We start from the raw sequence: 24909 nt of genomic DNA on the forward strand, positions 1-24909 counted from the left end.
ATGATCGAGATCCGCAAACAGAACCCCGCCTTCGGCCTCGGCAGCTACACCGAGCTCCCCTCCTCCAACCCCGCCGTCCTCGCCTTCCTGCGCGAACACGGGGACGATCTGGTGCTCTGCGTGAACAACTTCTCCCGTTTCGCGCAGCCGACCGAGCTGGACCTGCGATCCTTCTCCGGACGGCACCCGGTGGAACTGATCGGCGGGGTGCGTTTCCCGGCCATCGGCGAGCTGCCGTATCTGCTGACCCTCGCCGGGCACGGCTTCTACTGGTTCCGGCTCCGCAAGGACGCCGCGTAGAACCCGTGGCGGGGCGGTTTTCACCGCTCCGCCAGGGGCACGCATACGTAACACCCCGCACAACCCCGGGGAAAGGACGCACTCCATGTCGGAAGCCGTCACCCGTACCGCCTCGATCAGCCCCGGCCTCCTCGCGTCGCTGGACCCACTCCTTCGGGAGTGGCTGCCACGGCAGCGCTGGTTCGCCGGAAAGGGGCGCCCGGTCGTCGGCTTCTCCCTGGTGGCGGCCACCGAACTGCTGCCGCCCGGCGGCACCCTCGGCCTCTACCACCTGCTCGTACAGGCCCATCAGCCCGCGCTCGCCCCACACCAGGGCACGGCCCCGGGCGACTGCTACCAGCTCCTGATAGGCGCCCGCGAGGCGCTGCCGCCCCGGCTGGCGCCCGCACTGATCGGTCACCCGACCGAGGGCCCGCTCGCCGGACGCACGGTGTACGAGGCCCTGCACGACCCCCGGCCCGCCGAGGTGCTCCTGGAAGCCCTGCGCTCCCAGGCCCGCATCGGCGGGCTGCGCTTCGAGCGGGACACCGGACAGGAGATCGGCACGGGCCTGGTGCCCCGCCTGATCACCGCCGAACAGTCCAACTCGTCGGTCGTCTTCGGAGATACGTTCATCCTCAAGCTGCTGCGCCGGGTCGTGCCCGGCGTCAACCCCGACCTGGAGCTGCCGCTCGCCCTCGCCCACGAGGGCTGTGCGCGGGTGCCGGCGCCGACCGGCTGGATCCGCGCCGAGCTGGGCGGCGGCGAGCCGTACGTCCTCGGGGTGCTCCAGCCCTTCCTCCAGGGCGCCGCCGACGGCTGGGAACTCGCGCTGCGCGAACTGGCCAAGGGCGAGGACTTCGGCGCCGAGGCCCGGGAGCTGGGCCGCGCCACCGCCGAGGTGCACACCGCCCTCGCCCGCGCCCTGCCCACGGCGACCCTCGGCCACGCCCAGCTGACACCCCTGGTCGACGGCATGCGGTCGCGGCTCGAAGCGGCGGCCCGCGCGGTACCGGCGCTGCGCCCGTTCGAGCCCGGCCTGCGCACCGCCTTCGACGCGCTCGCCGAGCGGTCCGCCGCCGGGCACACCTGGACCGCCCAGCGCATCCACGGCGACCTGCACCTCGGCCAGTGCCTGCGCTCACCGGCCGGCGACTGGTCCCTCATCGACTTCGAGGGCGAACCGTCCAAGCCGCTCGCCGAGCGCCGGATGGCACAGCCGGTGGTCCGCGACATCGCGGGCATGCTGCGCTCCTTCGACTACGCGGCCCACTCCGCCGAGCCGCCCGCGCCCGCCTGGGCGGCCGCCTGCCGGGCCGCGTACTGCGCCGGCTACGCCGAGGTGTCGGGCGAGGACCCGCGCGCCGACGCCGTACTGCTGCGCGCCCACGAGACCGACAAGGCGGTCTACGAAGTCGTCTACGAGGCCCGGCACCGCCCCGACTGGCTCCCGGTGCCGCTCTCGGCGGTCCACCGGCTCGCCGCCCCCGATCCGTCCTGAACCCACGAACCACGCGCAGGAGGCCCACTCCGTGACCCCCCGTCCCCAGCCGAACCAGCCGACCGAGGAACAGAGCGCCGACCGCACCGACCAGTCGGCGGTCCCCCCGCGGCAGAGCACCACGAAGAAGGCCCCCGCCAAGAAGGCACCGGCCAGGAAGGCACCGGCCAAGAAGGCCGCGCCCGAGAAGGCCACGGCCGAGAAGAGCGCGGCCGTGAAGAGCGCGGCCGTGAAGAGCACGGCCGTGAAGAGCACGGCGAAGAAGGCACCCGCGAAGAAGAGCCCGGCGAAGAAGAGCGCGGCCACGGAGGCCGCCACGAAGAAGGCCGTGGCGAAGAAGGCCGTGGCAACGAAGGCCGCGGCCAAGAAGACGGTGACGAAGAAGGCGGCCGCGAAGAAGGCGGTGACCGTCGAGGGGACGTCGGCGAAGACCGCGGACGCCGCCGGGGCGGCGGTGCCCGAGAAGGCGGCGGCATCGAAGACGACGGCGAAGAAGACGGTGGCCAAGAAGACGGCCGGCGCGGCCGAGAAGACGGCGGGTGCGGTCAAGAAGACCGCGGCGAAGAAGGCACCCGCGACCAAGGCCGCCGCCAAGTCCGTCGCGAAGAAGACGACGGCCGAGAAGTCCACGACCGCCAAGAAGACCGCCTCGGCGACCACGACGAAGACGGCCGCCAAGAAGGCTCCCGCCAAGACGAGTGCCGCCAAGAAGGCCGTCACCAAGAAGACCGCGGGCGCGAGGAGGACGACCGCCACCTCCTCCCTCCCGCAACCGGATCACACCGTCACCCCGGCCGCCTCCCCCGCGCTGGACGCGTGGGACCGCGAGCGGCTGCTGGCCGGGACGCATCACGCGCCGCACTCGGTGCTGGGGGCGCACGAGGCGCCCGGCGGAGTGGTGTTCCGCGCCTTCCGCCCCTACGCGCTGTCCGTCACGGTCGTCGCCGGTGAGCTGCGGGCCGAGCTGCACGACGACGGGGAGGGCCTGTTCTCGGGGCTGCTGCCGCTGCGGGAGGTGCCGGAGTACCGGCTGTCGGTGACGTACGAGGGCACGGTCCTGGACACCGAGGACCCGTACCGTTTCCTGCCGACGCTCGGCGATCTCGATCTGCATCTGATCGGCGAGGGCCGGCACGAGGAGCTGTGGAAGGCGCTGGGCGCCGAGCCGCTGACCCACCAGGGCGTGGCGGGCACCCGCTTCACGGTCTGGGCGCCGAACGCCCGGGGCGTCAGCGTCGCCGGCACCTTCAACTACTGGGACGGCACCGGCTTCCCGATGCGCTCACTGGGCGGTACGGGTGTCTGGGAGCTGTTCGTGCCGGGGGTCGGCGACGGCGAGCTGTACAAGTTCGAGCTGACCCGCCCGGACGGTTCGAAGACCCTGCGCGCCGACCCGCTGGCCCGCCGCACCCAGGTCCCGCCGGAGACGGCGTCGGTGGTGACGTCGTCGGCGTACGAGTGGGACGACGCGGCGTGGATGGAGCGGCGGGCGGAGGTGCCGGTGCACGAGGCCCCGTTCTCGGTGTACGAGCTGCACCTGGCGTCCTGGCGTCCCGGGCTCACGTACCGGCAGCTCGCCGAGCAGCTTCCGGCGTACGTCAAGGACCTCGGGTTCACGCACGTGGAGCTGATGCCGGTCGCCGAGCATCCCTTCGGCGGCTCGTGGGGCTACCAGGTGACGGGCTTCTACGCGCCGACCGCCCGGCTTGGCACGCCGGACGACTTCCGGTTCCTGGTGGACGCGTTCCACAAGGCCGGCATCGGTGTGCTGATGGACTGGGTGCCCGCGCACTTCCCGCGCGACGACTGGGCGCTCGCCGAGTTCGACGGGCGGCCGCTGTACGAGCACGAGGACCCGCTGAAGTCGGCGCACCCGGACTGGGGGACGCTGGAGTTCGACTACGGCCGCCGCGAGGTGCGCAACTTCCTGGTGGCGAACGCCGTGTACTGGTGCGAGGAGTTCCACATCGACGGCCTGCGGGTGGACGCGGTCGCCTCGATGCTCTACCTGGACTACTCGCGCGAGCCGGGTCAGTGGACGCCGAACGTGTACGGCGGCCGGGAGAACCTGGACGCGGTGGCATTCCTCCAGGAGATGAACGCGACGGTGTACCGCAGGGCGCCGGGTGTGGTGACGATCGCCGAGGAGTCGACCGCGTGGGACGGCGTCACGCGCGCCACCCACCACAAGGGCCCGAGCGGCTTCGGGGGCCTCGGTTTCGGACTGAAGTGGAACATGGGCTGGATGCACGACTCGCTGGAGTACGTGGCCCACGAGCCGGTGCACCGCCAGTACCACCACCACGAGATGACGTTCTCGATGGTGTACGCGTACAGCGAGAACTACGTGCTGCCGATCTCGCACGACGAGGTGGTGCACGGCAAGCGTTCGCTGGTGTCGAAGATGCCGGGCGACTGGTGGCAGCAGCGGGCGAACCTGCGGGCGTACCTGGCCTTCATGTGGGCCCACCCGGGCAAGCAACTGCTCTTCATGGGGCAGGAGTTCGCGCAGGGCGCCGAGTGGTCGGAGGCGCACGGCCCCGACTGGTGGCTGCTGGATCCGGCGTACGGCGCCGAGGCCGACCACCGGGGTGTGCGGGACCTGGTCCGTGATCTGAACACCGTCTACCGGCACACGCCGGCCCTCTGGCAGCGGGACACCGAGCCGGAGGGGTTCGAGTGGATCGTCGGGGACGCGGCCGAGGACAACGTCTTCGCGTTCCTGCGCCGCGCGGCCGACGGCACACCGCTGCTCGCCGTCAGCAACTTCTCCCCGGTGGTCCGCCAGGACTACCGCGTGGGCGTCCCGGACGACGTGCCGGCCTGGCACGAGGCCCTCAACACGGACGCCCTCCCGTACGGCGGTGGCGGCACGACCCACCCGGACCCCACCAAGCCGGAACCCACCCCCTGGCACGGCCACCCGGCCAGCATCAGGCTCACCCTCCCACCCCTGGCGACGGTCTGGCTGCGCCCGGCATAAGGTGCGGAGGCCGGGGGCCGGGGGGCGAAGCCCCCCGGCCCCTCACCGCAACGCCGGCGGCAGTGCTCCCGAGTGCAGCACCCCCAGGCGCTGGGTCGCCCTTGTCAGGGCGACGTACAGGTCGCTGGTGCCGTAGTCGCCGGGTTCCACCACCAGTACCGAGTCGAATTCGAGGCCCTTGGCCTGGCGCGGGTCCAGCAGGACGACCTTCCGCGTCAGGTCGGGCTCGGCGCCCGCCGTCACGCCGTCGAGCCCCGCCGCGAGCCTGCGGTGCAGCCGGGCGGGTGCGATGACCGCCAGCCGCCCCTCGGCGGGGGCGAGTTCCTCGACCGCCTTCACCACCGCGCCCGGCAGATCGTCGGTGGCCCGGATCCACGGACGTACCCCTGTGGACCGTACGGAACTCGGCGGTTCGAAGTCCGGGTCCCCGGCCCGCACCACGGCAGCGGCGAGTTCCATGATCTCGGCCGGTGTCCGGTAGTTGACGCCGAGCCGGGTGTGCTCCCAGCGGTCCTCGACATAGGGCGTGAGGATCTCCGACCACGAGCCGACGCCCGCCGCGTCCGCGGTCTGCGCCGGATCCCCGACGAGCGTCATGGAGCGCGTCGGGCTGCGCCGCATCAGCAGCCGCCACGCCATCGGCGACAGCTCCTGCGCCTCGTCGACGATGATGTGCCCGAACGCCCAGGTCCGGTCGGCCGCCGCCCGCTCGGCCGCGCTGCGGTGGTCGTCCTCCTCCTGTCGTTCGGCGAACCGCTCGGCGTCGATGATGTCGTGCGCGGACAGCACCTCGGAGCTCTCGGGGTCGCTGTCCTCCTTGTCCTCGAACTCGTAGGTGCGGGACGCGAACGACACGTCCAGCACGCCCTGCGCGTACGCGATCTGTGTCTCCCGTTCGCGTTCCGCGCGCGCCCGCGCCAACCGGTCGTCCTCGCCGAGGAGTTCGGCCGCCTCGTCGAGCAGCGGTACGTCGCCCGTGGTCCAGGCCCGGGTGACCGGCCGCCGGATCGCGGCCGCGTCGGTGGCGTCGACGTAGGCCTCGGGTGCGGCGAGGAAGTCGGCGATCAGCCGCCGTGGGGTGATCCGGGGCCACAACCGGTCGATGGCGGACCAGACCTCGGGGTTCTCGGCGAGGTCGTCGCGGATCTGGGTGAGGTCGCTGTCGTCGAGCATGCTGGAGCCGTCGTAGGGATCGGTGCCGATGCGTTCGGCGTACAGCTCGGTGAGCGTGTTGAGGATGTGTCCCTCGAAGTGCTCACGGGACTCGTTGTGCGGCAGCTTGGCCGCACGAGTGCGTTCGCGGGCGACGCCGACGAGTCCGTCGTCGAGCATCAGGATCTCGCGCTCGTGCTCGATGGTGATCACCGGGTCGGGCAGCGCCTGCCGGTCGCGCACCACGGCGACGAGCACGTCGGCCATGTCCGCGCGGCCCTTGACCACGGCGGCCTCGGGGGTGTCGGTGGCCGTCGCCTTCACACCGGGGAACAGTTCGCCGACGGTCGCGAGGAGTACGCCGGTCTCGCCGAGGGAGGGCAGCACCTCGCCGATGTAGCCGAGGAAGGCGGGGTTGGGTCCGACGATCAGCACGGCGCGTTTCGCGAGGAGTTCGCGGTGCTCGTAGAGGAGGTAGGCGGCCCGGTGCAGGGCGACCGCCGTCTTTCCGGTGCCGGGGCCGCCCTCGACGACCAGGATGCCGCGGTGCGGGGCACGGATGATCTCGTCCTGCTCGGCCTGGATGGTCTGCACGATGTCGGTCATCCGGCCGGTGCGGGCGGAGTCCAGCGCGGCGAGCAGCACGGCGTCGCCCGACGGGTCCTCGTGGCCGGTGCGGGTGGCGTCGCCGACGTCGAGGAACTCGTCGTGCAGGTCGGTGACGCGGCGGCCGTCGGTGGTGATGTGGCGGCGCCGGCGCAGCCCCATCGGGGTGTGGCCGGTGGCCAGATAGAAGGGACGGGCGACCGCGGCCCGCCAGTCGATCAGGATCGGGGTGCGCTCGGCGTCGGCGGCGCGCAGTCCGATACGGCCGATGTGGTGGCTGGCGTCGGTGGTGAGGTCGATCCGGCCGAAGCAGAGCGAACCGTCCACCGCGTTGAGCGCGGCGAGCAGTCCCGCGCGCTCGGCGACCAGGATGTCCCGTTCGAGCCGGGCCTGCATCGGCTTGTCCGCCTGGGCGAGCGCGTCCGTGACGGACTCCTCGGCGTCACCGCGCAGGACGTCGACGCGCGCGTACAGCCCGTCGATGAATTCCTGCTCGCGGCGCATTTCATCGTCTGGAAATTCGCTGTTTGACAATTCCGCTCCCGCACGGATATACTGTGCCCACTGGACTTATTCGTGACCTGATTTCCTCAAGTCGCGAATCATTGAATATACGCAGAGAAATCCCCCGAGCGCAATTGCTCGGGGGATTTCTCTGTCTGCGGCCCCGTGCGGGGGCGTGCGGAGGCTCAGAGGACTTCGGCGAGTTCCTCCAGCAGGCGCCGCTTGGGCCTGGCGCCCACCATGGACCGGACCGGCTCGCCGCCCCGGAAGACCATGAACGTGGGCATCGACAGCACTTTGTAGGCGTTGGTCGTCTCCGGATTGTGGTCCACGTCCAGCTGCACCACCTTCAGCCTTTCCCCCTCCTCCGCCGCCAGCGCGCGCAGCACGGGCGCCATCTGCCGGCAGGGCGGGCACCAGTCGGCCGTGAACTCCACCAGCACCGGCAGCTCGGAGCCCAGGACCTCCGTCCCGAAGTCCGCGTCCGTCACGTTGTCCACCACTAGGGTCCTCCCAGTTCGCACTTCGGATCCTCGGCGAGTGCCAGCCGTACGCCGATCTGCGCCCGGACCGCCTGCAACTCGCCGATCAGCGCGTCCAGTTCGCCGAGCTTGCGCCGGTAGACGTCGAGCGAGGCCGGGCAGCGGTCGCCCTCCGGGGACCCGGCCCGCAGACACTCCACGAAGGGCCGGGTCTCCTCCAGCTCGAACCCGAAGTCCTGGAGCGTCCTGATCTGCCTCAGCAGCAGCAGATCGCCCTCGTCGTAGGTCCGGTGGCCGTGGGTGTCGCGCCGCGCGGGCAGCAGCCCCCGCGACTCGTAGTACCTGAGCGCACGCGTGGTGGTCCCGGCCCGTTCGGCCAGCTCGCCGATTCGCATGTCCACGAACGTATGCCCTGACGCCGACGTCAGGGCAAGAGCGGACGCCGGCCGGCTCGGACGGCGGCCGGCGCACACGGGTGGACCCCGGGTGGCTGAGCGACGGGGGGAACGTCAGCCACCCGGGGTCCCGGGACGGGCGTCCGGCCCCGGTTCAGGCGGGGAGGGGCGCCCAGGTGCGTGGGGAGGGGACAAGGGGCACGGGCCCCTCCCCACGCGGGTGGAGGTCAGGCCTTCGCGAGCTCCTTGTCGCCCTGGTCGCGCTGACCGGGCACCTCGGCCTCGTCGTCGTCCGAGCCGCCGTGGCCGTCGTCCAGGAGCGTCTTCTCGTCGAAGGGGAACCCGCCGGCGAGAACCTGGTCGACGCGTTCCTTGTCGATCTCCTTGGTCCAGGTGCCGATCAGGACGGTGGCGACCGCGTTGCCCGCGAAGTTCGTCAGGGCGCGGGCCTCGCTCATGAAGCGGTCGATGCCGACGATGAGACCGATGCCGTCCACCAGGGCCGGCTTGTGCGACTGGAGACCGCCCGCGAGGGTCGCGAGGCCGGCTCCGGTGACACCGGCGGCGCCCTTCGAGGCGACCAGCAGGAAGAGCAGCAGCGGGATCTGCTCGCCGACCGACATCGGCGTACCCATGGCGTCGGCGATGAACAGGGACGCCATGGTCATGTAGATCATGGTGCCGTCGAGGTTGAAGGAGTAGCCGGTCGGGACGGTGATGCCGACCACCGGCTTGCTGACGCCCAGGTGCTCCATCTTCGCGATGAGCCGCGGCAGCGCGGACTCGGAGGAGGAGGTCGACAGGATCAGCAGGAACTCGCGGCCCAGGTACTTGAACAGGCTCAGGATGTTCATCCCCGCCACGATCCGCAGCAGCGCCGCGAGGACGATGAAGACGAACAGGAAACAGGTGGCGTAGAACCCGAGCATCAGTACGGCGAGGCTCTTCAGCGCGTCCACACCGGCCGAGCCGGTCACCGCGGCCATCGCGCCGAACGCGCCGATCGGGGCGGCCCACATGATCATGGCGAGGATGCGGAAGACGAGCCGCTGGATGTGCTCGACACCGCGCAGGACCGGGCGGCCCGCGTTGCCCATGGCCTGGAGGGCGAAGCCGGCGAGCAGGGCGATCAGCAGGGTCTGGAGGACCTCGCCCTCGGTGAAGGCCGAGACGATCGTGGTCGGGATGATGCCGAGCAGGAACTCGGTGGTGTCCTTCGCCTCCGCGTCGACCTGCGCCTGGCCGGTCTCCTTGATCGCGTCGGTGACGGCGAGGCCGGTGCCCGGCTCCAGGATGTTGCCGACGACCAGGCCGATGGCCAGGGCGACCAGCGACATGATCGTGAAGTAGAGGAGGGCGATACCGCCGACGGCGCCGACCTTGGCGGCCTTCCGTACCGAGCCGATGCCCAGCACGATGGTGCAGAAGATGATCGGCGAGATCATCATCTTGATCAGGTTCACGAAGCCCGTGCCTATGGGCTTCAGCTCGACCGCGAAGTCGGGAGCGACGAGGCCCACGGTGATACCGAGCGCCACCGCGACGATCACCGCGATGTAGAGATAGTGGGTGCGGTCCCGTTTGGCGGGTGCGGCGGATGCCGTTTCGGGTGTACTGCTCACGGCAAGCCCTCCTTGACGACGTCATCGGCATCACCGGCGTGCGGCTCACGTCCGGGGGTTATGGGGATTGCCGTGACTATGTCGCGCCTTGTGAGGGCGGTCACCCTTCCGTTCATTTAGTACATGGACGACCGGTGCTCACACACAGCGCTGCGCAGGATCAACTACGTCCAGACCTCGGCGCTGCTGACCGAATGGAAGAAGGCCGAGGAGTACGCCTACCTGACCCATGTCTCGTCAGTCCCGCTGCAACAGGCGCTACGGCATCTTCAAGGCGCCTTCACCAACTTCTTCGAGAAGCGCTCCGCCTACCCCCGGTTCAAGTCCCGCAAGAGGTCCCGCAACAGCGCGGAGTACACCCGCTCCGCGTTCACCTACCGCGAGGGTCGACTGACGCTGGCCAAGATGCGCGAGCCGCTGCGGATCGCATGGTCCAGGCCCCTGCCGCAGGGGCAGGTGCCGTCGACAGTGACCGTGTCACGGGACCGCGCGGGACGTTGGTTCGTCTCGATGCTGTGCGAAGACGCTTCGGTGAAGCCGCTGCCGGCTGCCGACACCGCAGTGGGCGTCGACGCCGGCATCACCTCGCTGGTGACCCTGTCGACGGGAGAGAGGGTCACCAATCCGAGGTTCGAGAAGAGAGAGCGGGCAAGGCTCGCCCGTGCCCAGCGAGAAGTGTCCCGCAAGCAGAAGGGGTCCAGAAACCGAGACAAAGCTCGCGCCCGGGTCGCCCGTATACACGCCCGGATCGCCGACCGACGTCGGGATCTCCTGCACCAGCTGTCCACGCGTCTCGTTCGTGAGAACCAAACGATCGTGATCGAGGATCTTGCTGTCCGGGGCGTGATGAAACGCCGCACACTCAGCCGTGCGATCTCCGACGCATCGTGGGCCGAACTGCGCCGCATGCGGCGCGACCCACGACCGGGACGGGAACGCAGCGAAGAACATTCTGGCCGCCGGGCTGGCGGTGTCTGCCTGTGGAGCCGGCGTAAGACCTCAACGGAGATCCTCCGGGCGGGCAGTCGGCGGTGAAGCAGGAAGGCTCCGAAGGAGCGCCGAATAGCGGCGCAGAGTCGGAGCATCCCTCCTCTTCGGAGGGGGAGACGTCAATTAGTTCACGCTTCACACATGCGCGGACACTCACGGTGAATGTCATGGTTCGCGCAAACATGGTGGCAGGAACCTGAGGGGTGGGCGACGAGCAGGAGCGAGGCACACTGGCGACATGCGCATCCCCGTCCCCCGGCCCCGGAGCCTCGCAGGCCAGCTCTTCACGATGCAGGCCGTGCTGATCGCCGTGCTCGTCGCCGGGTACGCGCTGTTCACGTACATCAGCGACCGCAGCCAGGCCGAGGACGCGGCCCGGCGGCAGGCCATGGCGGTGGCCCGTACGGTGGCGGACGCGCCCTCGGTGCGCACCGCGATCCACACCGAGGACCCGACGGCGACGCTCCAGCCGTACGCGGTGGACGTGATGCGGGACGCCGGGATCGACTTCGTCACAATCATGAGCCCGCAGGGCATCCGCTGGACGCATCCGGACGTGAACCAGATCGGCAAGCCCTTCCTCGGCCATATCGAGGCGGCCCAGAAGGGCGGGTCGTTCGCCGAGACCTACACGGGCACACTCGGCCCGTCCGTCCGGGCGGTCACCCCGGTCATGGAGGGCGGGCAGGTCATCGGCCTGGTCAGCGCCGGGATAAAGGTCGACGCGATCAGTCAGCGGGCGCAGGAGCAGGTCGCCGCGCTCGTGGGTGTCGCGGCCGGCGCCCTCGCCCTCGGCGCCATCGCCACCTACGTCGTCAACGCCCGGTTGCGCCGCCACACCCACGGGATGAACGCGTCCGAGCTGAGCCGGATGCACGACTACCACCAGGCCGCCCTGCACGCGGTGCGTGAGGGGCTGCTGATGCTGGACGGGCAGTACCGGGTGGCGCTGATCAACGACGGCGGCCGGGAGCTGCTGGGCGTCTCGGGCGAGGTCGTGGGGTGTTCGGTCGCCGACGTCGGGCTGCCGGCGCCGCTGACGGGCGCGCTGCTGTCGTCCGAGCCGCGCGTCGACGAGGTGCATCTGACGGCGGACCGGGTGCTGGTGGTGAACACCTCGCCGGTGTCCGGCGGTGAGCGGCGCGGCACGGTGGTGACCCTGCGGGACGTGACCGAGCTCCAGTCCCTGATGGGCGAGCTGGACTCCGAGCGCGGTTTCTCGGAGGCGCTGCGGTCCCAGGCGCACGAGGCGGCCAACCGGCTGCACACCGTGGTGTCGCTGATCGAGCTGGGCCGCGCGGACGAGGCGGTGGCGTTCGCGACGGCCGAGCTGGAGCTGGCGCAGGACCTCACCGACCAGGTGGTGGCCGCCGTCAGCGAACCGGTGCTCGCGGCGCTGCTGCTCGGCAAGACGGCCCAGGCCAACGAGCGGGGTGTGGAGCTGGTGGTGTCGCGGGAGAGCGGCGGCCTGGACGACGGACTGCTGCCGCAGGCCTTGCCCGCGCGGGACCTGGTGACCATCCTGGGCAACCTCATCGACAACGCCGTGGACGCGGCGCAGGGCAGCGTCGGGGCCCGGGTGACGGTGGCGGCGTACACCGCGGCGGGCGCGGCGGCGGAGGACGAGGGCCCGGGCGCGGAGCTGGTGCTGCGGGTGTCCGACACCGGCTCGGGCGTCGACCCGGCCCACGCGGACCTGGTGTTCCAGCGCGGCTTCTCCACCAAACCGGCCGGGCCGGGCGGCCGGGGTCTTGGTCTGGCCCTGGTGCGCCAGGCGGTCCACCGGCACGGGGGGACGCTGACGGTGGCCGAGTCGCCGGACGGCGGGGCGCGGTTCGAGGTCCGGCTGCCGCTGAAGCCCGCGGTACACGACGCGGTGACGGGAGGACGGGTATGACGGGGACGACGGGCGAGGACGGAAGAGCGGGCGCGGCCGGGGGGCAGCCGATCCGGGTGCTCGTGGTGGAGGACGACCCCGTCGCGGCCGACGCGCACATGATGTACGTGGGCCGGGTCCAGGGTTTCGTCGCCGTCGGCAAGGCCCACACGGGCGCGGAGGCCCGGCGTGCGCTGGAGCGCAACCCGGTGGATCTGCTGCTGCTAGATCTGCATCTGCCCGATGTGCACGGTTTGCAGCTGGCGCGTTCGCTGCGGGCCGCCGGCTATCACGCGGACGTGATCGCGGTGACGTCCGCCCGGGACCTGACGGTGGTCCGCGAGGGTGTCTCGCTCGGTGTCGTCCAGTACGTGCTGAAGCCGTTCACGTTCGCGACGCTCAGGGACCGGCTGGTGCGGTACGCGGAGTTCCGGGGCGCGGCCGGGGAGGCGAGCGGTCAGGACGAGGTGGACCGGGCGCTGGCGACCCTGCGGGCGCCGGGTCCGGCGGCGCTGCCGAAGGGGCTGAGCGGGCCGACGCTGGAGCGGGTCACGGGCGCGCTGCGGGAGGCGGGCGAGGGGCTGACGGCGGCGGCCCTCGCCGAGGCGGTGGGCATCTCGCGGATCACGGCCCGGCGCTATCTGGAGCATCTGGTGGACGCGGGCCGGGCGGGCCGCAGTCCGCAGTACGGGCAGGTGGGGCGGCCGGAGCTGGTCTACCGCTGGGTGAGCGGGGCGGCCTCGGGGCGCTGAGGGCTGCGTCCCAGGTCACGGCGGAGAGGCAATCGCGGCAGACTTATTGACCGGACATGACCGGCGCTCTTAGGTTCACCGGGCAGTCATCTTCCGGCCACACCCCGCCGTGCGCCCGCAGGAGGTCATGCCCGTGCGCCCCACAGCCGTCCTGCTCACTTCCGCCCTTGTCCTCACCGCCGCGACCCTCACCGCCTGCGGTGGTGGTTCCGGCAGTGATCCCGACACTTTGAAGGTGTCCTACAAGCAGTCCACGGACAACTCCATCAAGGTGATGGACAACTATCTCGCGGACATCAAGAAGCAGTTCGAGAAGGAGTACCCGGGCAAGAAGGTCGAGTTCGTCCCGATCAAGGCCCCGGACGCCGAGTACTACACCAAGCTCCAGCAGATGCTCCGCTCCCCGAAGACCGCGCCGGACCTGGTCTACGAGGACACCTTCCTGATCAACTCGGACATCACCAGCGGTTATCTCACGCCCCTGGACCCCTATCTGGAGAAGTGGGCGGACTGGGACCAGTTCGTCGACACGGCGAAGGCCGCGGCCAAGGGCGAGGACGGCAAGACGTACGGCGTCCCGGACGGCACCGACACCCGCGGGCTCTGGTTCGACAAGGGGATCTTCGCCAAGGCGGGGCTGCCCGCGGACTGGCAGCCGAAGACCTGGGACGACGTGCTGGAGGCGGCCCGCACCATCAAGGAGAAGGTGCCGGGCGTCACCCCGCTCAACGTCTACACCGGCAAGCCGGCCGGCGAGGCGGCCACCATGCAGGGCTTCGAGATGCTGCTCTACGGCACGGGCGACGGCAGCGCCGACCCGCTGTACGACAAGGCGAGCAAGAAGTGGGTGACCGGGAGCCCGGCCTTCAAGGACGCCCTCGGCTTCGTCGAGACCGTCTACAAGGAGAAGCTCGGGCCGGACGTCGCCGACGCCCTCGACCCCAACTTCGGCACCCGGGTCCGTGGTGAGCTGCTGCCCGAGGGCAAGCTCGGTATCGACCTCGACGGCTCGTGGCTGCCGCAGGACTGGCTGCCGGGCAGCGGGCACGAGTGGCCGGAGTGGTCCGAGAAGCTGGGTCTGGCCGCGATGCCGACGCAGACCGGGCAGGCGCCCGGCAAGGTGAGCATGTCCGGCGGCTGGACCTGGTCCATCCCCGACAAGGCCGCCAACCCGGATCTCGCCTTCGACTTCATCAAGACGATGCAGACGAAGGACAACGCCCAGAAGTGGTACATCGCCAACTCCGGTATCGCGGTGCGCGAGGACGTGGCCGCCGACCCCGAGTACGTCAAGGCGCAGCCCGGCATCGAGTTCTTCACCGACCTGGTCGCCACGACCCACTACCGGCCCGCCTACCCGGCGTATCCGAAGGTCTCGGTGGCGATCCAGGAGGCGATGGAGGGTGTGACGACCGGCGATCTCTCGGTCGACGAGGCCGCGAGCGGATACGACGACACCCTCAAGGACGTCACCGACAACCAAGTGATCGAGAAGTGACGTGAAGAGTCCGTCCGTGAACGGGCCGTCCGCTTCGGGCGGCCCGGTGCTCAAGGCCCCGCCGCCGCCCGGTCCCGCGGCGCGCCCGGAGCCGTCCCACCGCACCGCCCGCTCCCTCACCCGCCTGCTGCCGGTCTCGCCGGCCCTGGTCCTGATGGTGCTGTTCCTCGCGGGGCCGATCGCCTACTGCGCGTACATCGCCTTCACCGACCTCCAGCTCACCGGTCAGGCGGAGTCGTCGTTCGTCGGGTTCGAGAACTTCACCCGGGCCTTCCAGGACGAGGCGTTCCTGAACGCCGTGTGGCTGACCCTGGTCTTCACGGTTCTGTCGTCCCTGATCGGCCAGAACACCCTGGGTCTGGCGCTGGCCGCGCTGATGCAGCGCGCCTCGAAGCCGGTCCGTACGCTCACCGGCGGCATCGTTGTCACGGCCTGGGTGCTGCCGGAGGTCGTCGCGGGTTTCCTGCTCTACGCGTTCTTCCGCCGGGAGGGCACGCTCAACGCCATCCTGGACTTCCTCCATCTGCCGTCCCAGAACTGGCTGTTCACGCTGCCGATCCTGGCGGTGTCGTTCGCGAACGTGTGGCGCGGCACGGCGTTCTCGATGCTGGTGTACTCGGCCGCGCTGAACGAGATCCCGAAGGAGATCACGGAGGCCGCGGAGATGGACGGCGCGGGCGGCTGGCGCCGGATGTGGCACATCACGCTGCCCATGATCCGGCGGTCGATCGGCACCAACCTGATGCTCAACACCCTCCAGACGCTCTCCGTGTTCGGACTGATCTGGGTGATGACCCGCGGCGGCCCCGGCGACAAGAGCCAGACACTGCCGCTGTTCATGTACGAACAGGCCTTCCAGAACAGCATGATCGGCTACGGCACGGCGGTGGCCCTGCTGCTGCTCCTGGTCGGCTCGCTGTTCTCCGTGGTCTACATGCGCCTGCTGCGGACGGAGGTGTGACACCCGCATGACCCGAACCCGTACCCGCACCTCGCGCCGGTTCGCGGCGGACGCCGGACTGCTCTTCGCCGCGGCGGCGTTCGTGCTGCCGCTCGCCTGGGTGCTGCTGTCCGCGGTGGACCCGCGCGCCGACCTCAGGGTGAAGGTGCCCGACGGCCTCACCTTCGACAACTTCGACGCCGTGCTCAACGAGGACGTCACGTTCCGGCCGCTGCTCAACAGTCTGATCCTGTGCGGCGGCGCGACCGCGCTGACCGTGGTGTGCGCGGCGCTCGCGGCCTATCCGCTGTCCCGGTTCCGCTCGCGCCTGAACCGGCCGTTCCTGCTGACGATCCTGTTCGCGACGAGTCTGCCGATCACCGCGATCATGGTGCCGGTGTACGCGCTGTTCGTGCAGGTCGACCTGATCGACACCATGCAGGGCACGATCTTCTTCTTCGCCGCCTCCCAACTGCCGTTCGCCATCTGGCTGATGAAGAACTTCATGGACGGGGTGCCGAAGGAGCTGGAGGAGGCCGCGTGGACGGACGGCGCGTCCTCGTTCCAGTCCCTGCTGCGGATCGTGCTGCCGCTGATGGGGCCGGGGGTCGCGGTGGTGACCGTCTTCTCCTTCGTGATGATGTGGGGCAACTTCTTCGTCCCGTTCATGCTGCTGCTCACCCCGGACCAGATGCCGGCGGCCGTCAGCATCAACGAGTTCTTCGGCAACCGGGGCATGGTGGCGTACGGGCAGCTGGCCGCGTTCTCGATCATCTACTCGACGCCGGTGATCCTGCTGTACGTGCTGGTCGCCCGGAAGCTGGGCGGCGGGTTCGCGCTGGGCGGGGCGGTGAAGGGGTGAGCCTTTGGGCGGGGACGGGCTGAGCGGCCGGGGCAGCGGCCGAGCCACCGGCGGCCCGGGTGGCCGAATCCGTATGTTCCTACAATCCGTGATTGTGTCCGAACCGACCGTGGTCCTCAGGTGCCCGCGGGCCTAGCTTGTCCCGCGTGCACCGACGATCGGCCCAGCCACCCACGCCCGGCCCGCCCTTCAACGCCCCCGCCGCCCGAAGGCTCCGTGCCGCTCTCGGCATGGGGCCCGAGCATGTCGCCCACGGCCTGCGTACCTCGTACGGACTGCCGTATGTCTCGCCCGATCTCGTGGTCGCCTGGGAGCGTGGGGCCGCGACCCCCAGCAACCCCGAGATCACCGCGCTCGCGGGGGTGTTGTGGTGCTCCGCCGGTGAACTGATCGGCCGCCCGCGGACCCTGCGCGAGCACCGCATCGCCCGCGGGCTCGCCCCGGAGGACGTCGCCCGCGGGGTCGGCCTGGAACTCCCGGCGTACCAGCGGATGGAGGAACGCGACGAGTGGCGCGGCACCGAGCGGCAGTCGGCCGCGCTGGCCGACGTACTCGGCCTCGGACTGCCCGACCTCGTCGCCGTCACCGGGCGCGAGGACCGGCTCGCGGAGCTGCTGCGCAGCGCGGTGACCACCCGCTGGCAGGCCTACGCCCGTCCGGTGGCCAAGGTGGTGCCCCTGGAACGGGCCCTGCTGGACGCCGTTCTGCAACGGCTCCACGAGGAGTACCAGGGGCAGATGGTCGCCACCCTCAGCTGGGGCGGCGGCAGCGAGGACTCGGGCGACAAGGGCCGGGAGTTCCTGGACCGGATCGTGGAGCACTTCTGGTCGGGGGTGGAGTCCTCGCCGTAGCCGCACGCCACCGAGGTCTAGAAGACCGACTCCGCCTCGTCCATCCGGTCCTTGGGGACCGTCTTCAGTTCGGTCACGGCCTGCGCGAGCGGCACCATCACGATGTCGGTGCCGCGCAGCGCGGTCATCCGGCCGAACTCGCCGCGGTGCGCGGCCTCGACGGCGTGCCAGCCGAAGCGGGTGGCGAGCACCCGGTCGTACGCGGTCGGGGTGCCGCCGCGCTGGACGTGGCCGAGGATGACCGGCTTGGCCTCCTTGCCGAGCCGGCGCTCCAGCTCGAACGCGAGGGCGGTGCCGATGCCCTGGAAGCGCTCGTGGCCGAACTGGTCGATCTCGCCGTGGCCGTAGTCCATGGTGCCCTCGCCGGGGTGGGCGCCCTCGGCGACGCAGATCACGGCGAACTTCTTGCCGCGCGCGAACCGCTCCTCGACCATCTTGACCAGGTCGGCCGGGTTGAACGGCCGCTCCGGCAGACAGATGCCGTGGGCGCCGGCGGCCATGCCGGACTCCAGCGCGATCCAGCCCGCGTGCCGGCCCATCACCTCGACGACCATCACCCGCTGGTGGGACTCGGCGGTGGTCTTGAGCCGGTCCATCGCCTCGGTGGCGACGCCGACGGCGGTGTCGAAGCCGAAGGTGCGGTCCGTGGAGGAGATGTCGTTGTCGATGGTCTTCGGGACGCCGACGACCGGCAGGCCCGCGTCGGACAGCATCCGGGCCGCGGTCAGCGTGCCCTCGCCGCCGATCGGGATCAGCGCGTCGATGCCGAAGTCGCGCACGATGTCCGACGCGTTCTCGCAGGCCTCGCGGAGCCGGTCGCGCTCCAGGCGGGAGGAGCCGAGGATGGTGCCGCCGCGGGCGAGGATGCCGCTCACCGCGTTCAGGTCCAGGCTCCGGTAGCGGCCGTCGAGCAGACCCGCGTAGCCGTCCTCGAAGCCGATGACCTCGTCGCCGTACTGCGCGACGGCCCGGTGCACGACCGACCGGATGACGGCGTTCAGGCCGGGGCAGTCTCCGCCTGCGGTGAGAACTCCGATTCGCATCGTGCTGTGTCTCCTGGTCGCTGTTGACACCGGTGAGCCGGATCCGATTGTTTCATGTCGCCCGGACCGGTGCCGCACCCCTCTACTGACGGGCGCCTTATCCATCGGCAGAGGTATTGTCAAGAGGGTTCCGCCGATCCAAGTGAGTGATCTTTGTGGGCCTCCCCGGCAGGCGGGCCTTCCGGACACCGGCAGAGCGGCCGAGACTCCCCCACCCCCGACATGAAACGGAGAGCACGCGTGACGCGCAGCGTGTACGTGACCGGTATCGACCGCGGCGACGGCCGGCAGGTCGTCGAGCTGGGAGTCATGGAGCTGCTGACCCGGCAGGTCGACCGGGTGGGTGTCTTCCGGCCGCTCGTCCACGACGGTCCGGACCGTCTCTTCGAGCTGCTGCGCTCCCGCTACCGGCTCACCCAGGACCCGGCCACCGTCTACGGCATCGACTACCACGAGGCCGCCGCGCTCCAGGCCGAGCGCGGCACCGACGAACTGGTCTCGACGCTCGTCGACCGCTTCCACCTGGTGGCCCGCGACTACGACGTGGTCCTGGTCCTCGGCAGCGACTACGCCGACACCCAGCTCCCCGACGAACTGGCCATGAACGCCCGGCTCGCGAACGAGTTCGGCGCCTCCGTGATCCCGGTCGTCGGCGGCCGCGGCCAGAACACCGAGTCGGTGCTCGCCGAGACCCGCAACGCGTACCGCGCCTACGACAGCCTGGGCTGCGACGTCCTCGCGATGGTCGCCAACCGGGTCGCCCGCGAGGACCGCGACGCGATCGCCGGGCAGCTCGCGGACCGGCTACCGGTGCCCTGTTACGTCGTACCCGACGAGCCCGCCCTCGCCGCGCCCACGGTCGCGCAGATCGCGCACACGCTCGGCGCCAAGGTGCTGCTCGGCGACGACTCGGGGCTGGCCCGCGACGCCCTCGGTTTTGTCTTCGGCGGCGCCATGCTGCCGAACTTCCTGACCGCCCTGACCCCGGGCGCGCTGGTCGTCACCCCCGGCGACCGGGCCGACCTGGTGATCGGCGCGCTCGCCGCGCACAGCGCCGGCACCCCGCCGATAGCGGGCCTGCTGCTCACCCTGAACGAGGTGCCCAGCGACGAGATCCTCACCCTCGCCGCCCGGCTCGCCCCCGGCACCCCGGTCCTCTCGGTGTCCGGCACCAGCTTCCCGACCGCCGAGCAACTCTTCTCCCTGGAGGGGAAGTTGAACGCGGCCACCCCCCGCAAGGCGGAGACCGCCCTCGGTCTCTTCGAGCGGTACGCGGACACCGCCGACCTGAGCCGGCGGGTCAGCGCCCCGAGCACCGACCGGGTCACGCCGATGATGTTCGAGCACAAGCTTCTTGAGCAGGCCCGCTCCGACAAGCGCCGGGTCGTGCTGCCGGAGGGGACCGAGCCGCGGGTGCTGCACGCCGCCGAGGTGCTGCTGCGCCGGGGCGTGTGCGACCTCACCCTGCTCGGCCCGGTCGACCAGATCCGCAAGAAGGCCGCGGACCTCGGCATCGACCTCGGTGACGCCCAGTTGACCGACCCGGCCACCAGCGAACTGCGCGACGGCTTCGCGGAGAAGTACGCGGCGCTGCGCGCCCACCGGGGCGTGACCGTCGAACTGGCCTACGACGTGGTCTCCGACGTGAACTACTTCGGCACGCTGATGGTCCAGGAGGGCCTCGCCGACGGCATGGTCTCGGGGTCCGTGCACTCCACGGCCGCGACGATCCGCCCCGCCTTCGAGATCATCAAGACCAAGCCGGACTCGTCGATCGTGTCGTCGGTGTTCTTCATGTGCCTCGCCGACAAGGTCCTCGCCTACGGCGACTGCGCGGTCAACCCGGACCCCAACGCCGAGCAGCTGGCCGACATCGCCATCCAGTCGGCCGCGACCGCCGCGCAGTTCGGGGTGGAGCCGCGGATCGCGATGCTGTCGTACTCGACGGGTACGTCGGGTTCGGGCGCCGACGTCGACAAGGTGCGCGAGGCGACCGGGCTGGTGCGCCGGCGCCGCCCGGACCTGCGGATCGAGGGGCCGATCCAGTACGACGCGGCCGTCGAGCCGACCGTCGCCGCGACCAAGCTCCCCGACTCCGAGGTCGCCGGGCAGGCCAGCGTGCTGATCTTCCCCGACCTCAACACCGGCAACAACACGTACAAGGCCGTGCAGCGGTCGGCCGGGGCGATCGCGGTCGGCCCGGTACTCCAGGGGCTGCGCAAGCCCGTCAACGACCTGTCCCGGGGCGCGCTCGTCCAGGACATCGTCAACACGGTCGCCATCACGGCGATCCAGGCCCAGACGTCCGCCGACACGTCCGCGGACACGTCCACCGACACATCCTCCGACACGTCCTCCGAGCAGAAGGCATCGCAGCTGTGAGCCCGTCCCGTGTCCTCGTCCTCAACTCCGGCTCCTCGTCGGTGAAGTACCAGCTGCTCGACATGCGCGAGCACAGCCGGCTCGCGGTGGGCCTCGTCGAGCGGATCGGTGAGGAGACCTCCCGGCTCAAGCACACACCGGCCGACGGGGAGACCCGCGAGTGGAGCGGCGCGATCGCCGACCACGGGGCCGCGCTGAAGGCCGTGGCGGCGGAGCTGGCCAGGGACGGTGTCGGCGTCGACTCCCCCGAGCTGGCCGCGATCGGCCACCGGGTGGTGCACGGCGGCCAGTCCTTCACCGAGCCGACCGTCGTGGACGACACCGTGCTCGCCGAGATCGAGCGGCTGATCCCGGTGGCGCCGCTGCACAACCCGGCCAACCTCACGGGCATCCGTACGGCACAGGCGCTGCGGCCCGACCTGCCGCAGGTCGCCGTCTTCGACACGGCGTTCCACACCACGATGCCGGAGTCCGCGGCCCGCTACGCGATCGACGTGGCCACCGCCGACCGGTACCGCGTCCGGCGCTACGGCTTCCACGGCACCTCGCACGCCTATGTCTCCCGGGCGACCGCGGAGCTGCTCGGGAAGGCGCCGGAGGACGTCAACGTGATCGTGCTGCACCTCGGCAACGGGGCGTCGGCCTCGGCGGTGCGGGGCGGGAGGTGTGTGGACACCTCGATGGGCCTGACGCCTTTGGAGGGGCTGGTGATGGGTACGCGTTCCGGTGACCTGGACCCGGCCGTCATCTTCCATTTGATGCGTGTTGGGGAAATGTCCGCCGACGAGATCGACACTCTTCTCAACAAGAAGAGCGGACTGATCGGTTTGTGCGGGGACAACGACATGCGGGAGATCCGCCGCCGTGTCGACGAGGGTGACGAACAGGCGCGACTCGCCTTCGACGTCTACATTCACCGCTTGAAGAAGTACATCGGCGCCTATTACGCCGTGCTCGGCACGGTGGACGCGATCGCGTTCACGGCCGGGGTCGGCGAGAACGCGGCGCCGGTGCGCGAGGCGGCGATCGCGGGCCTGGAGGGACTGGGTCTCGTGGTGGACGGCGAGCTCAACGCCGTACGCGGTGACGGGCCGCGGCTGATCTCGCCCGAGGACGCACGGGTCGCGGTCGCCGTGGTGCCGACCGACGAGGAACTGGAGATCGCCACACAGACGTACGCGCTGGTCGGGCGGTAGCAATATGCGACTCCGCGACGGAACGGGCCGAGCGAAATACTCGGCTGAGCACCGGGCCGCCCATTTGTATCTCCCCTGCCTTCCGCCAGACGGAATATTCCGCAGCGAAACAAACCGATAGGATCGCCCCCATGCGCCGTTCGAAAATCGTCTGTACTCTCGGCCCCGCGGTCGACTCCCACGAAAAGCTCGTGTCGCTGATCGAGGCCGGTATGAATGTGGCCCGCTTCAACTTCAGCCACGGCACGCACGCCGAGCACCAGGGGCGGTACGACCGTGTCCGGGCCGCGGCCAAGGAGACCGGCCGGGCCATCGGGGTCCTCGCCGACCTCCAGGGCCCCAAGATCCGTCTGGAGACCTTCGCCGAGGGGCCGGTCGAGCTGGAGCGCGATGACGAGTTCGTCATCACGACCGAGGACGTGCCGGGTGACAGGACCATCTGCGGCACGACCTACAAGGGTCTGCCCGGCGATGTGAACCCCGGCGACCAGGTCCTGATCAACGACGGCAACGTCGAGCTGAGGGTGCTGGACGTCGAGGGCCCGCGGGTCCGCACCGTGGTCGTCGAGGGCGGTGTCGTCTCCGACCACAAGGGCATCAACCTGCCGGGCACGGCCGTCAACGTGCCGGCGCTGTCCGAGAAGGACGTCGAGGACCTGCGCTTCGCGCTGCGCATGGGCTGCGACATGGTCGCGCTGTCGTTCGTGCGGGACGCCAAGGACGTCGAGGACGTCCACAAGGTGATGGACGAGGAGGGCCGCCGGGTCCCCGTCATCGCCAAGGTGGAGAAGCCGCAGGCGGTCCAGAACATGGACGACGTCGTGATGGCCTTCGACGCCATCATGGTCGCGCGCGGCGACCTCGCCGTGGAGTATCCGCTGGAGAAGGTCCCGATGGTGCAGAAGCGCCTGATCGACCTGTGCCGGCGCAACGCAAAGCCGGTGATCGTGGCGACCCAGATGATGGAGTCGATGATCACCAACTCCCGGCCCACCCGCGCCGAGGCCTCCGACGTGGCCAACGCGATCCTGGACGGCGCGGACGCGGTGATGCTGTCCGCGGAGTCGTCGGTGGGCGCGTACCCGATCGAGACCGTCAAGACGATGTCGAAGATCGTGCAGGCGGCCGAGGTGGAGCTGCTCTCCAAGGGCCTTCAGCCGCTGGTCCCCGGCAAGAAGCCGCGGACGCAGGGCGGTTCGGTCGCGCGCGCCGCCTGCGAGATCGCGGACTTCCTCGGCGGCAGGGGCCTGATCGCCTTCACCCAGTCCGGCGACACCGCGCGCCGGCTGTGCCGCTACCGCGCCGAGCAGCCGATCATCGCGTTCACCACGGACGAGGGCACCCGCAACCAGCTCACCCTGAGCTGGGGCGTCGAGCCGCACGTGGTGCCGTTCGTGAACAGCACCGACGAGATGGTCGACCTGGTCGACCAGGAGGTCGTCAAGCTGGGCCGGTTCAACGACGGCGACGTCATGGTCATCACGGCCGGCTCGCCCCCCGGCGTCCCCGGCACCACCAACATGGTCCGGGTCCACCACCTGGGGGAGACGGTCCGCGGCTGACCGGCAGCCCCTTTCACGACGCCGAAGGGCGCCCCCCGAACCGGGGGGCGCCCTTCGGCGTCGTCACGGCCGGCTCAGCCGTCCGTGACGAGTGCCTCCACCGCTTCGACGACCTGACTCGCGCGGTAGCCGAACCGTTCGCCCAACTCCCGGTACCGGGCGTACCGCGACCGCGGGACGGGGATCCCGTACGCCTCCACAACGCGCAGGAGGAGACGGAACCCCAGGTCGGGGTCGACCGAGGTCACGATCTCCTGGAGCGGCGCGGCCGTGCCGTCGCCGTCCGTGGCAGCGGACAACGGTGCGATGACCTCCTGGACCTCCCGCCCCACCCGGGCCGTGAGGTCCGTGCGGGGCGGCGACATGTACGGCGTGTACGCGGGGTCAACCTCCGCCAGCCGCTCGGTGCACACCTCGGCGATCTCCCGCAGCCACGCCCGTCCGTCGGTGTCGAACGCGTCGGCCGCCCGCTGTCTCCTCGCGGCGGTGCGCCACAGGGCCGTGACCTCCTCGTCGGACAGGCCGGAGACCAGCAGGCGGGTCACGTCCTCCCACAGCACGGCCGCCTGCACACCCGGGGGCATGCCGGCGTCCGCGCGGGTGAGCCGTTCCACGTGTTCCCGCGGGGTGCCCGTGCCCTCGTGCTTCCAGGCCTCCCACTCCCCGTCGAACATCGCGCACAGCCCGGGCAGCCCGAAACCGAACTCGAAGTCCCGCCGTCCGGGGTCGAGCGGCGGCCACCGCACGGCCAGTCCTTCGAAGACGGCGGTGTGCGGGTACGCCAGCCGGTCGCCGAGGGCCAGCAGCCGCCGGTACCGCACCTCTTCCACCGGTACGGCACAGGCCTTGAGGGCGCGCAGCAGCAGGCGCAGGCTCAGGTCGGCGTCGGCCTCGGACACCACCCGTTCCAGGGAGCGCACGACGTCCCGCCCGGCGCCGGCGCCGGTCAGCCCGGGGGTGGCCGACCGGATCTCGGCCAGCACGGCCGCGGCCAGTTCCTCCTCCGGCACCGCCTGCTCCGTCTCCGTCCGCTCCAGCGGGTCGTACGGCGGGCACAGCTCCGCGACCGTGTGCAGCCAGGTGGGTACGTCCGTCCCGTGGGCGGCCGGGTCGAAGCGCCCGCCCACGGCGGCCAGCCAGACCGTGCGGAGCACCTCCTCCGGCAGCCCGGACGCCAGCAGGAGCCGTACGTCCTGGCCGAGCTGGACGTCCCCGTCGTCGAGGGCCGTGCGTGCGACGAGGGCCGGCTCCGCCCGGGCACCGGGTCGCGGTCCGGGGTCCGCGCACAGTCGCGCGGCCAGCCCCGTGAGGCCGAAGTCGCCCCCGTACTCGACGTAGTACGCCTCTCGACGCCTTGTCACTTCGGCCTCCTGGACCATGAGGGAGGACACGGGCGGCCGCGTGGGGTGCCCGTGCCCTCCTGGTGGACGGGT

General features: G+C 70.7%; 18 protein-coding genes and 1 pseudogene. 13 read left to right on the forward strand and 6 right to left on the reverse strand.

All coding sequences use genetic code 11. From position 1 onward, the window contains the following. The 3 genes from ACIQAC_RS25545 to glgB form a co-directional block, all read left to right on the forward strand. Positions 1–300 (forward strand): alpha-glucosidase C-terminal domain-containing protein (locus ACIQAC_RS25545; protein ID WP_402194496.1); only part of this gene is annotated, 300 nt, incomplete at its 5' end. Between the two features lie 85 nt (positions 301–385). Beyond that, a complete protein-coding gene (locus tag ACIQAC_RS25550) occupies positions 386–1780 on the forward strand; it encodes a phosphotransferase (protein WP_402194498.1) in 1395 nt (464 codons plus the stop codon). A 31-nt stretch (positions 1781–1811) separates the two neighbouring features. Next, complete coding sequence (gene glgB, locus ACIQAC_RS25555; RefSeq protein WP_402194499.1) at positions 1812–4763, forward strand: 1,4-alpha-glucan branching enzyme; 2952 nt, start codon at positions 1812–1814, stop codon at positions 4761–4763. A gap of 42 nt (positions 4764–4805) precedes the next feature. Here the strand turns inward: glgB and ACIQAC_RS25560 are convergent, their stop codons facing one another. The 4 genes from ACIQAC_RS25560 to ACIQAC_RS25575 form a co-directional block, all read right to left on the reverse strand. Further along, positions 4806–7025, reverse strand: coding sequence for a HelD family protein (locus ACIQAC_RS25560; RefSeq protein WP_402194501.1), 2220 nt, complete (start codon positions 7023–7025; stop codon positions 4806–4808). Between the two features lie 185 nt (positions 7026–7210). After that, positions 7211–7525, reverse strand: coding sequence for a thioredoxin family protein (locus ACIQAC_RS25565; protein ID WP_402194503.1), 315 nt, complete (start codon positions 7523–7525; stop codon positions 7211–7213). 2 nt (positions 7526–7527) lie between these two features. After that, the gene (locus ACIQAC_RS25570; RefSeq protein WP_402194504.1) at positions 7528–7902 is read right to left on the reverse strand and encodes a MerR family transcriptional regulator; all 375 of its coding nucleotides are present in this window, start codon (positions 7900–7902) and stop codon (positions 7528–7530) included. Positions 7903–8129: 227 nt separating this feature from the next. Then, positions 8130–9524, reverse strand: a complete 1395-nt coding sequence (locus ACIQAC_RS25575) for a cation:dicarboxylate symporter family transporter (RefSeq protein ID WP_402194505.1) — start codon at positions 9522–9524, stop codon at positions 8130–8132. A gap of 153 nt (positions 9525–9677) precedes the next feature. On the opposite strand from ACIQAC_RS25575, the pseudogene ACIQAC_RS25580 reads away from it, so the two are divergent. From ACIQAC_RS25580 to ACIQAC_RS25610, 7 genes and pseudogenes are all read left to right on the forward strand, one after another. Further along, positions 9678–10714 (forward strand): annotated as a pseudogene (locus tag ACIQAC_RS25580) (RNA-guided endonuclease InsQ/TnpB family protein); the annotation flags it as partial. Positions 10715–10752: 38 nt separating this feature from the next. Then, complete coding sequence (locus ACIQAC_RS25585) at positions 10753–12411, forward strand: ATP-binding protein (protein ID WP_402194506.1); 1659 nt, start codon at positions 10753–10755, stop codon at positions 12409–12411. Next, positions 12408–13142: a response regulator gene (locus ACIQAC_RS25590; protein ID WP_402194508.1), complete on the forward strand. Its 735-nt coding sequence runs from the start codon at positions 12408–12410 to the stop codon at positions 13140–13142. The genes ACIQAC_RS25585 and ACIQAC_RS25590 overlap by 4 nt, the downstream gene beginning before the upstream one ends. A gap of 127 nt (positions 13143–13269) precedes the next feature. After that, on the forward strand, positions 13270–14640 hold the full coding sequence (locus tag ACIQAC_RS25595) for an extracellular solute-binding protein (protein WP_402194510.1): 1371 nt from the start codon (positions 13270–13272) through the stop codon (positions 14638–14640). Positions 14641–14794: 154 nt separating this feature from the next. Beyond that, complete coding sequence (locus ACIQAC_RS25600; RefSeq protein ID WP_402195087.1) at positions 14795–15601, forward strand: carbohydrate ABC transporter permease; 807 nt, start codon at positions 14795–14797, stop codon at positions 15599–15601. Positions 15602–15608: 7 nt separating this feature from the next. Beyond that, entirely contained in the window at positions 15609–16442 is an 834-nt protein-coding gene (locus ACIQAC_RS25605) for a carbohydrate ABC transporter permease (RefSeq protein WP_402194511.1), read from the forward strand. A 137-nt stretch (positions 16443–16579) separates the two neighbouring features. Continuing rightward, positions 16580–17293: a helix-turn-helix domain-containing protein gene (locus tag ACIQAC_RS25610; protein ID WP_402194513.1), complete on the forward strand. Its 714-nt coding sequence runs from the start codon at positions 16580–16582 to the stop codon at positions 17291–17293. A gap of 17 nt (positions 17294–17310) precedes the next feature. Here the strand turns inward: ACIQAC_RS25610 and ACIQAC_RS25615 are convergent, their stop codons facing one another. Continuing rightward, on the reverse strand, positions 17311–18336 hold the full coding sequence (locus ACIQAC_RS25615; protein WP_402194515.1) for an ATP-dependent 6-phosphofructokinase: 1026 nt from the start codon (positions 18334–18336) through the stop codon (positions 17311–17313). A gap of 240 nt (positions 18337–18576) precedes the next feature. Between ACIQAC_RS25615 and pta the strand changes: the two genes are divergently transcribed. From pta to pyk, 3 genes are all read left to right on the forward strand, one after another. After that, positions 18577–20718: a phosphate acetyltransferase gene (gene pta, locus ACIQAC_RS25620; protein WP_402194517.1), complete on the forward strand. Its 2142-nt coding sequence runs from the start codon at positions 18577–18579 to the stop codon at positions 20716–20718. Then, on the forward strand, positions 20715–21914 hold the full coding sequence (locus ACIQAC_RS25625; RefSeq protein WP_402194519.1) for an acetate kinase: 1200 nt from the start codon (positions 20715–20717) through the stop codon (positions 21912–21914). Before pta ends, ACIQAC_RS25625 begins: the two co-directional genes overlap by 4 nt. 131 nt (positions 21915–22045) lie before the next feature. Beyond that, positions 22046–23476 carry a pyruvate kinase gene (gene pyk / locus ACIQAC_RS25630; RefSeq protein WP_402194520.1) on the forward strand — a complete coding sequence of 477 codons (1431 nt, stop codon included), beginning with the start codon at positions 22046–22048 and terminating at the stop codon, positions 23474–23476. Between the two features lie 74 nt (positions 23477–23550). Here the strand turns inward: pyk and ACIQAC_RS25635 are convergent, their stop codons facing one another. Then, positions 23551–24837, reverse strand: coding sequence for a hypothetical protein (locus ACIQAC_RS25635; protein WP_402194522.1), 1287 nt, complete (start codon positions 24835–24837; stop codon positions 23551–23553). Positions 24838–24909 lie beyond the last annotated feature (72 nt).

This window comes from Streptomyces sp. NPDC088387 (genome assembly GCF_044753385.1).
Lineage (GTDB): Bacteria > Actinomycetota > Actinomycetes > Streptomycetales > Streptomycetaceae > Streptomyces.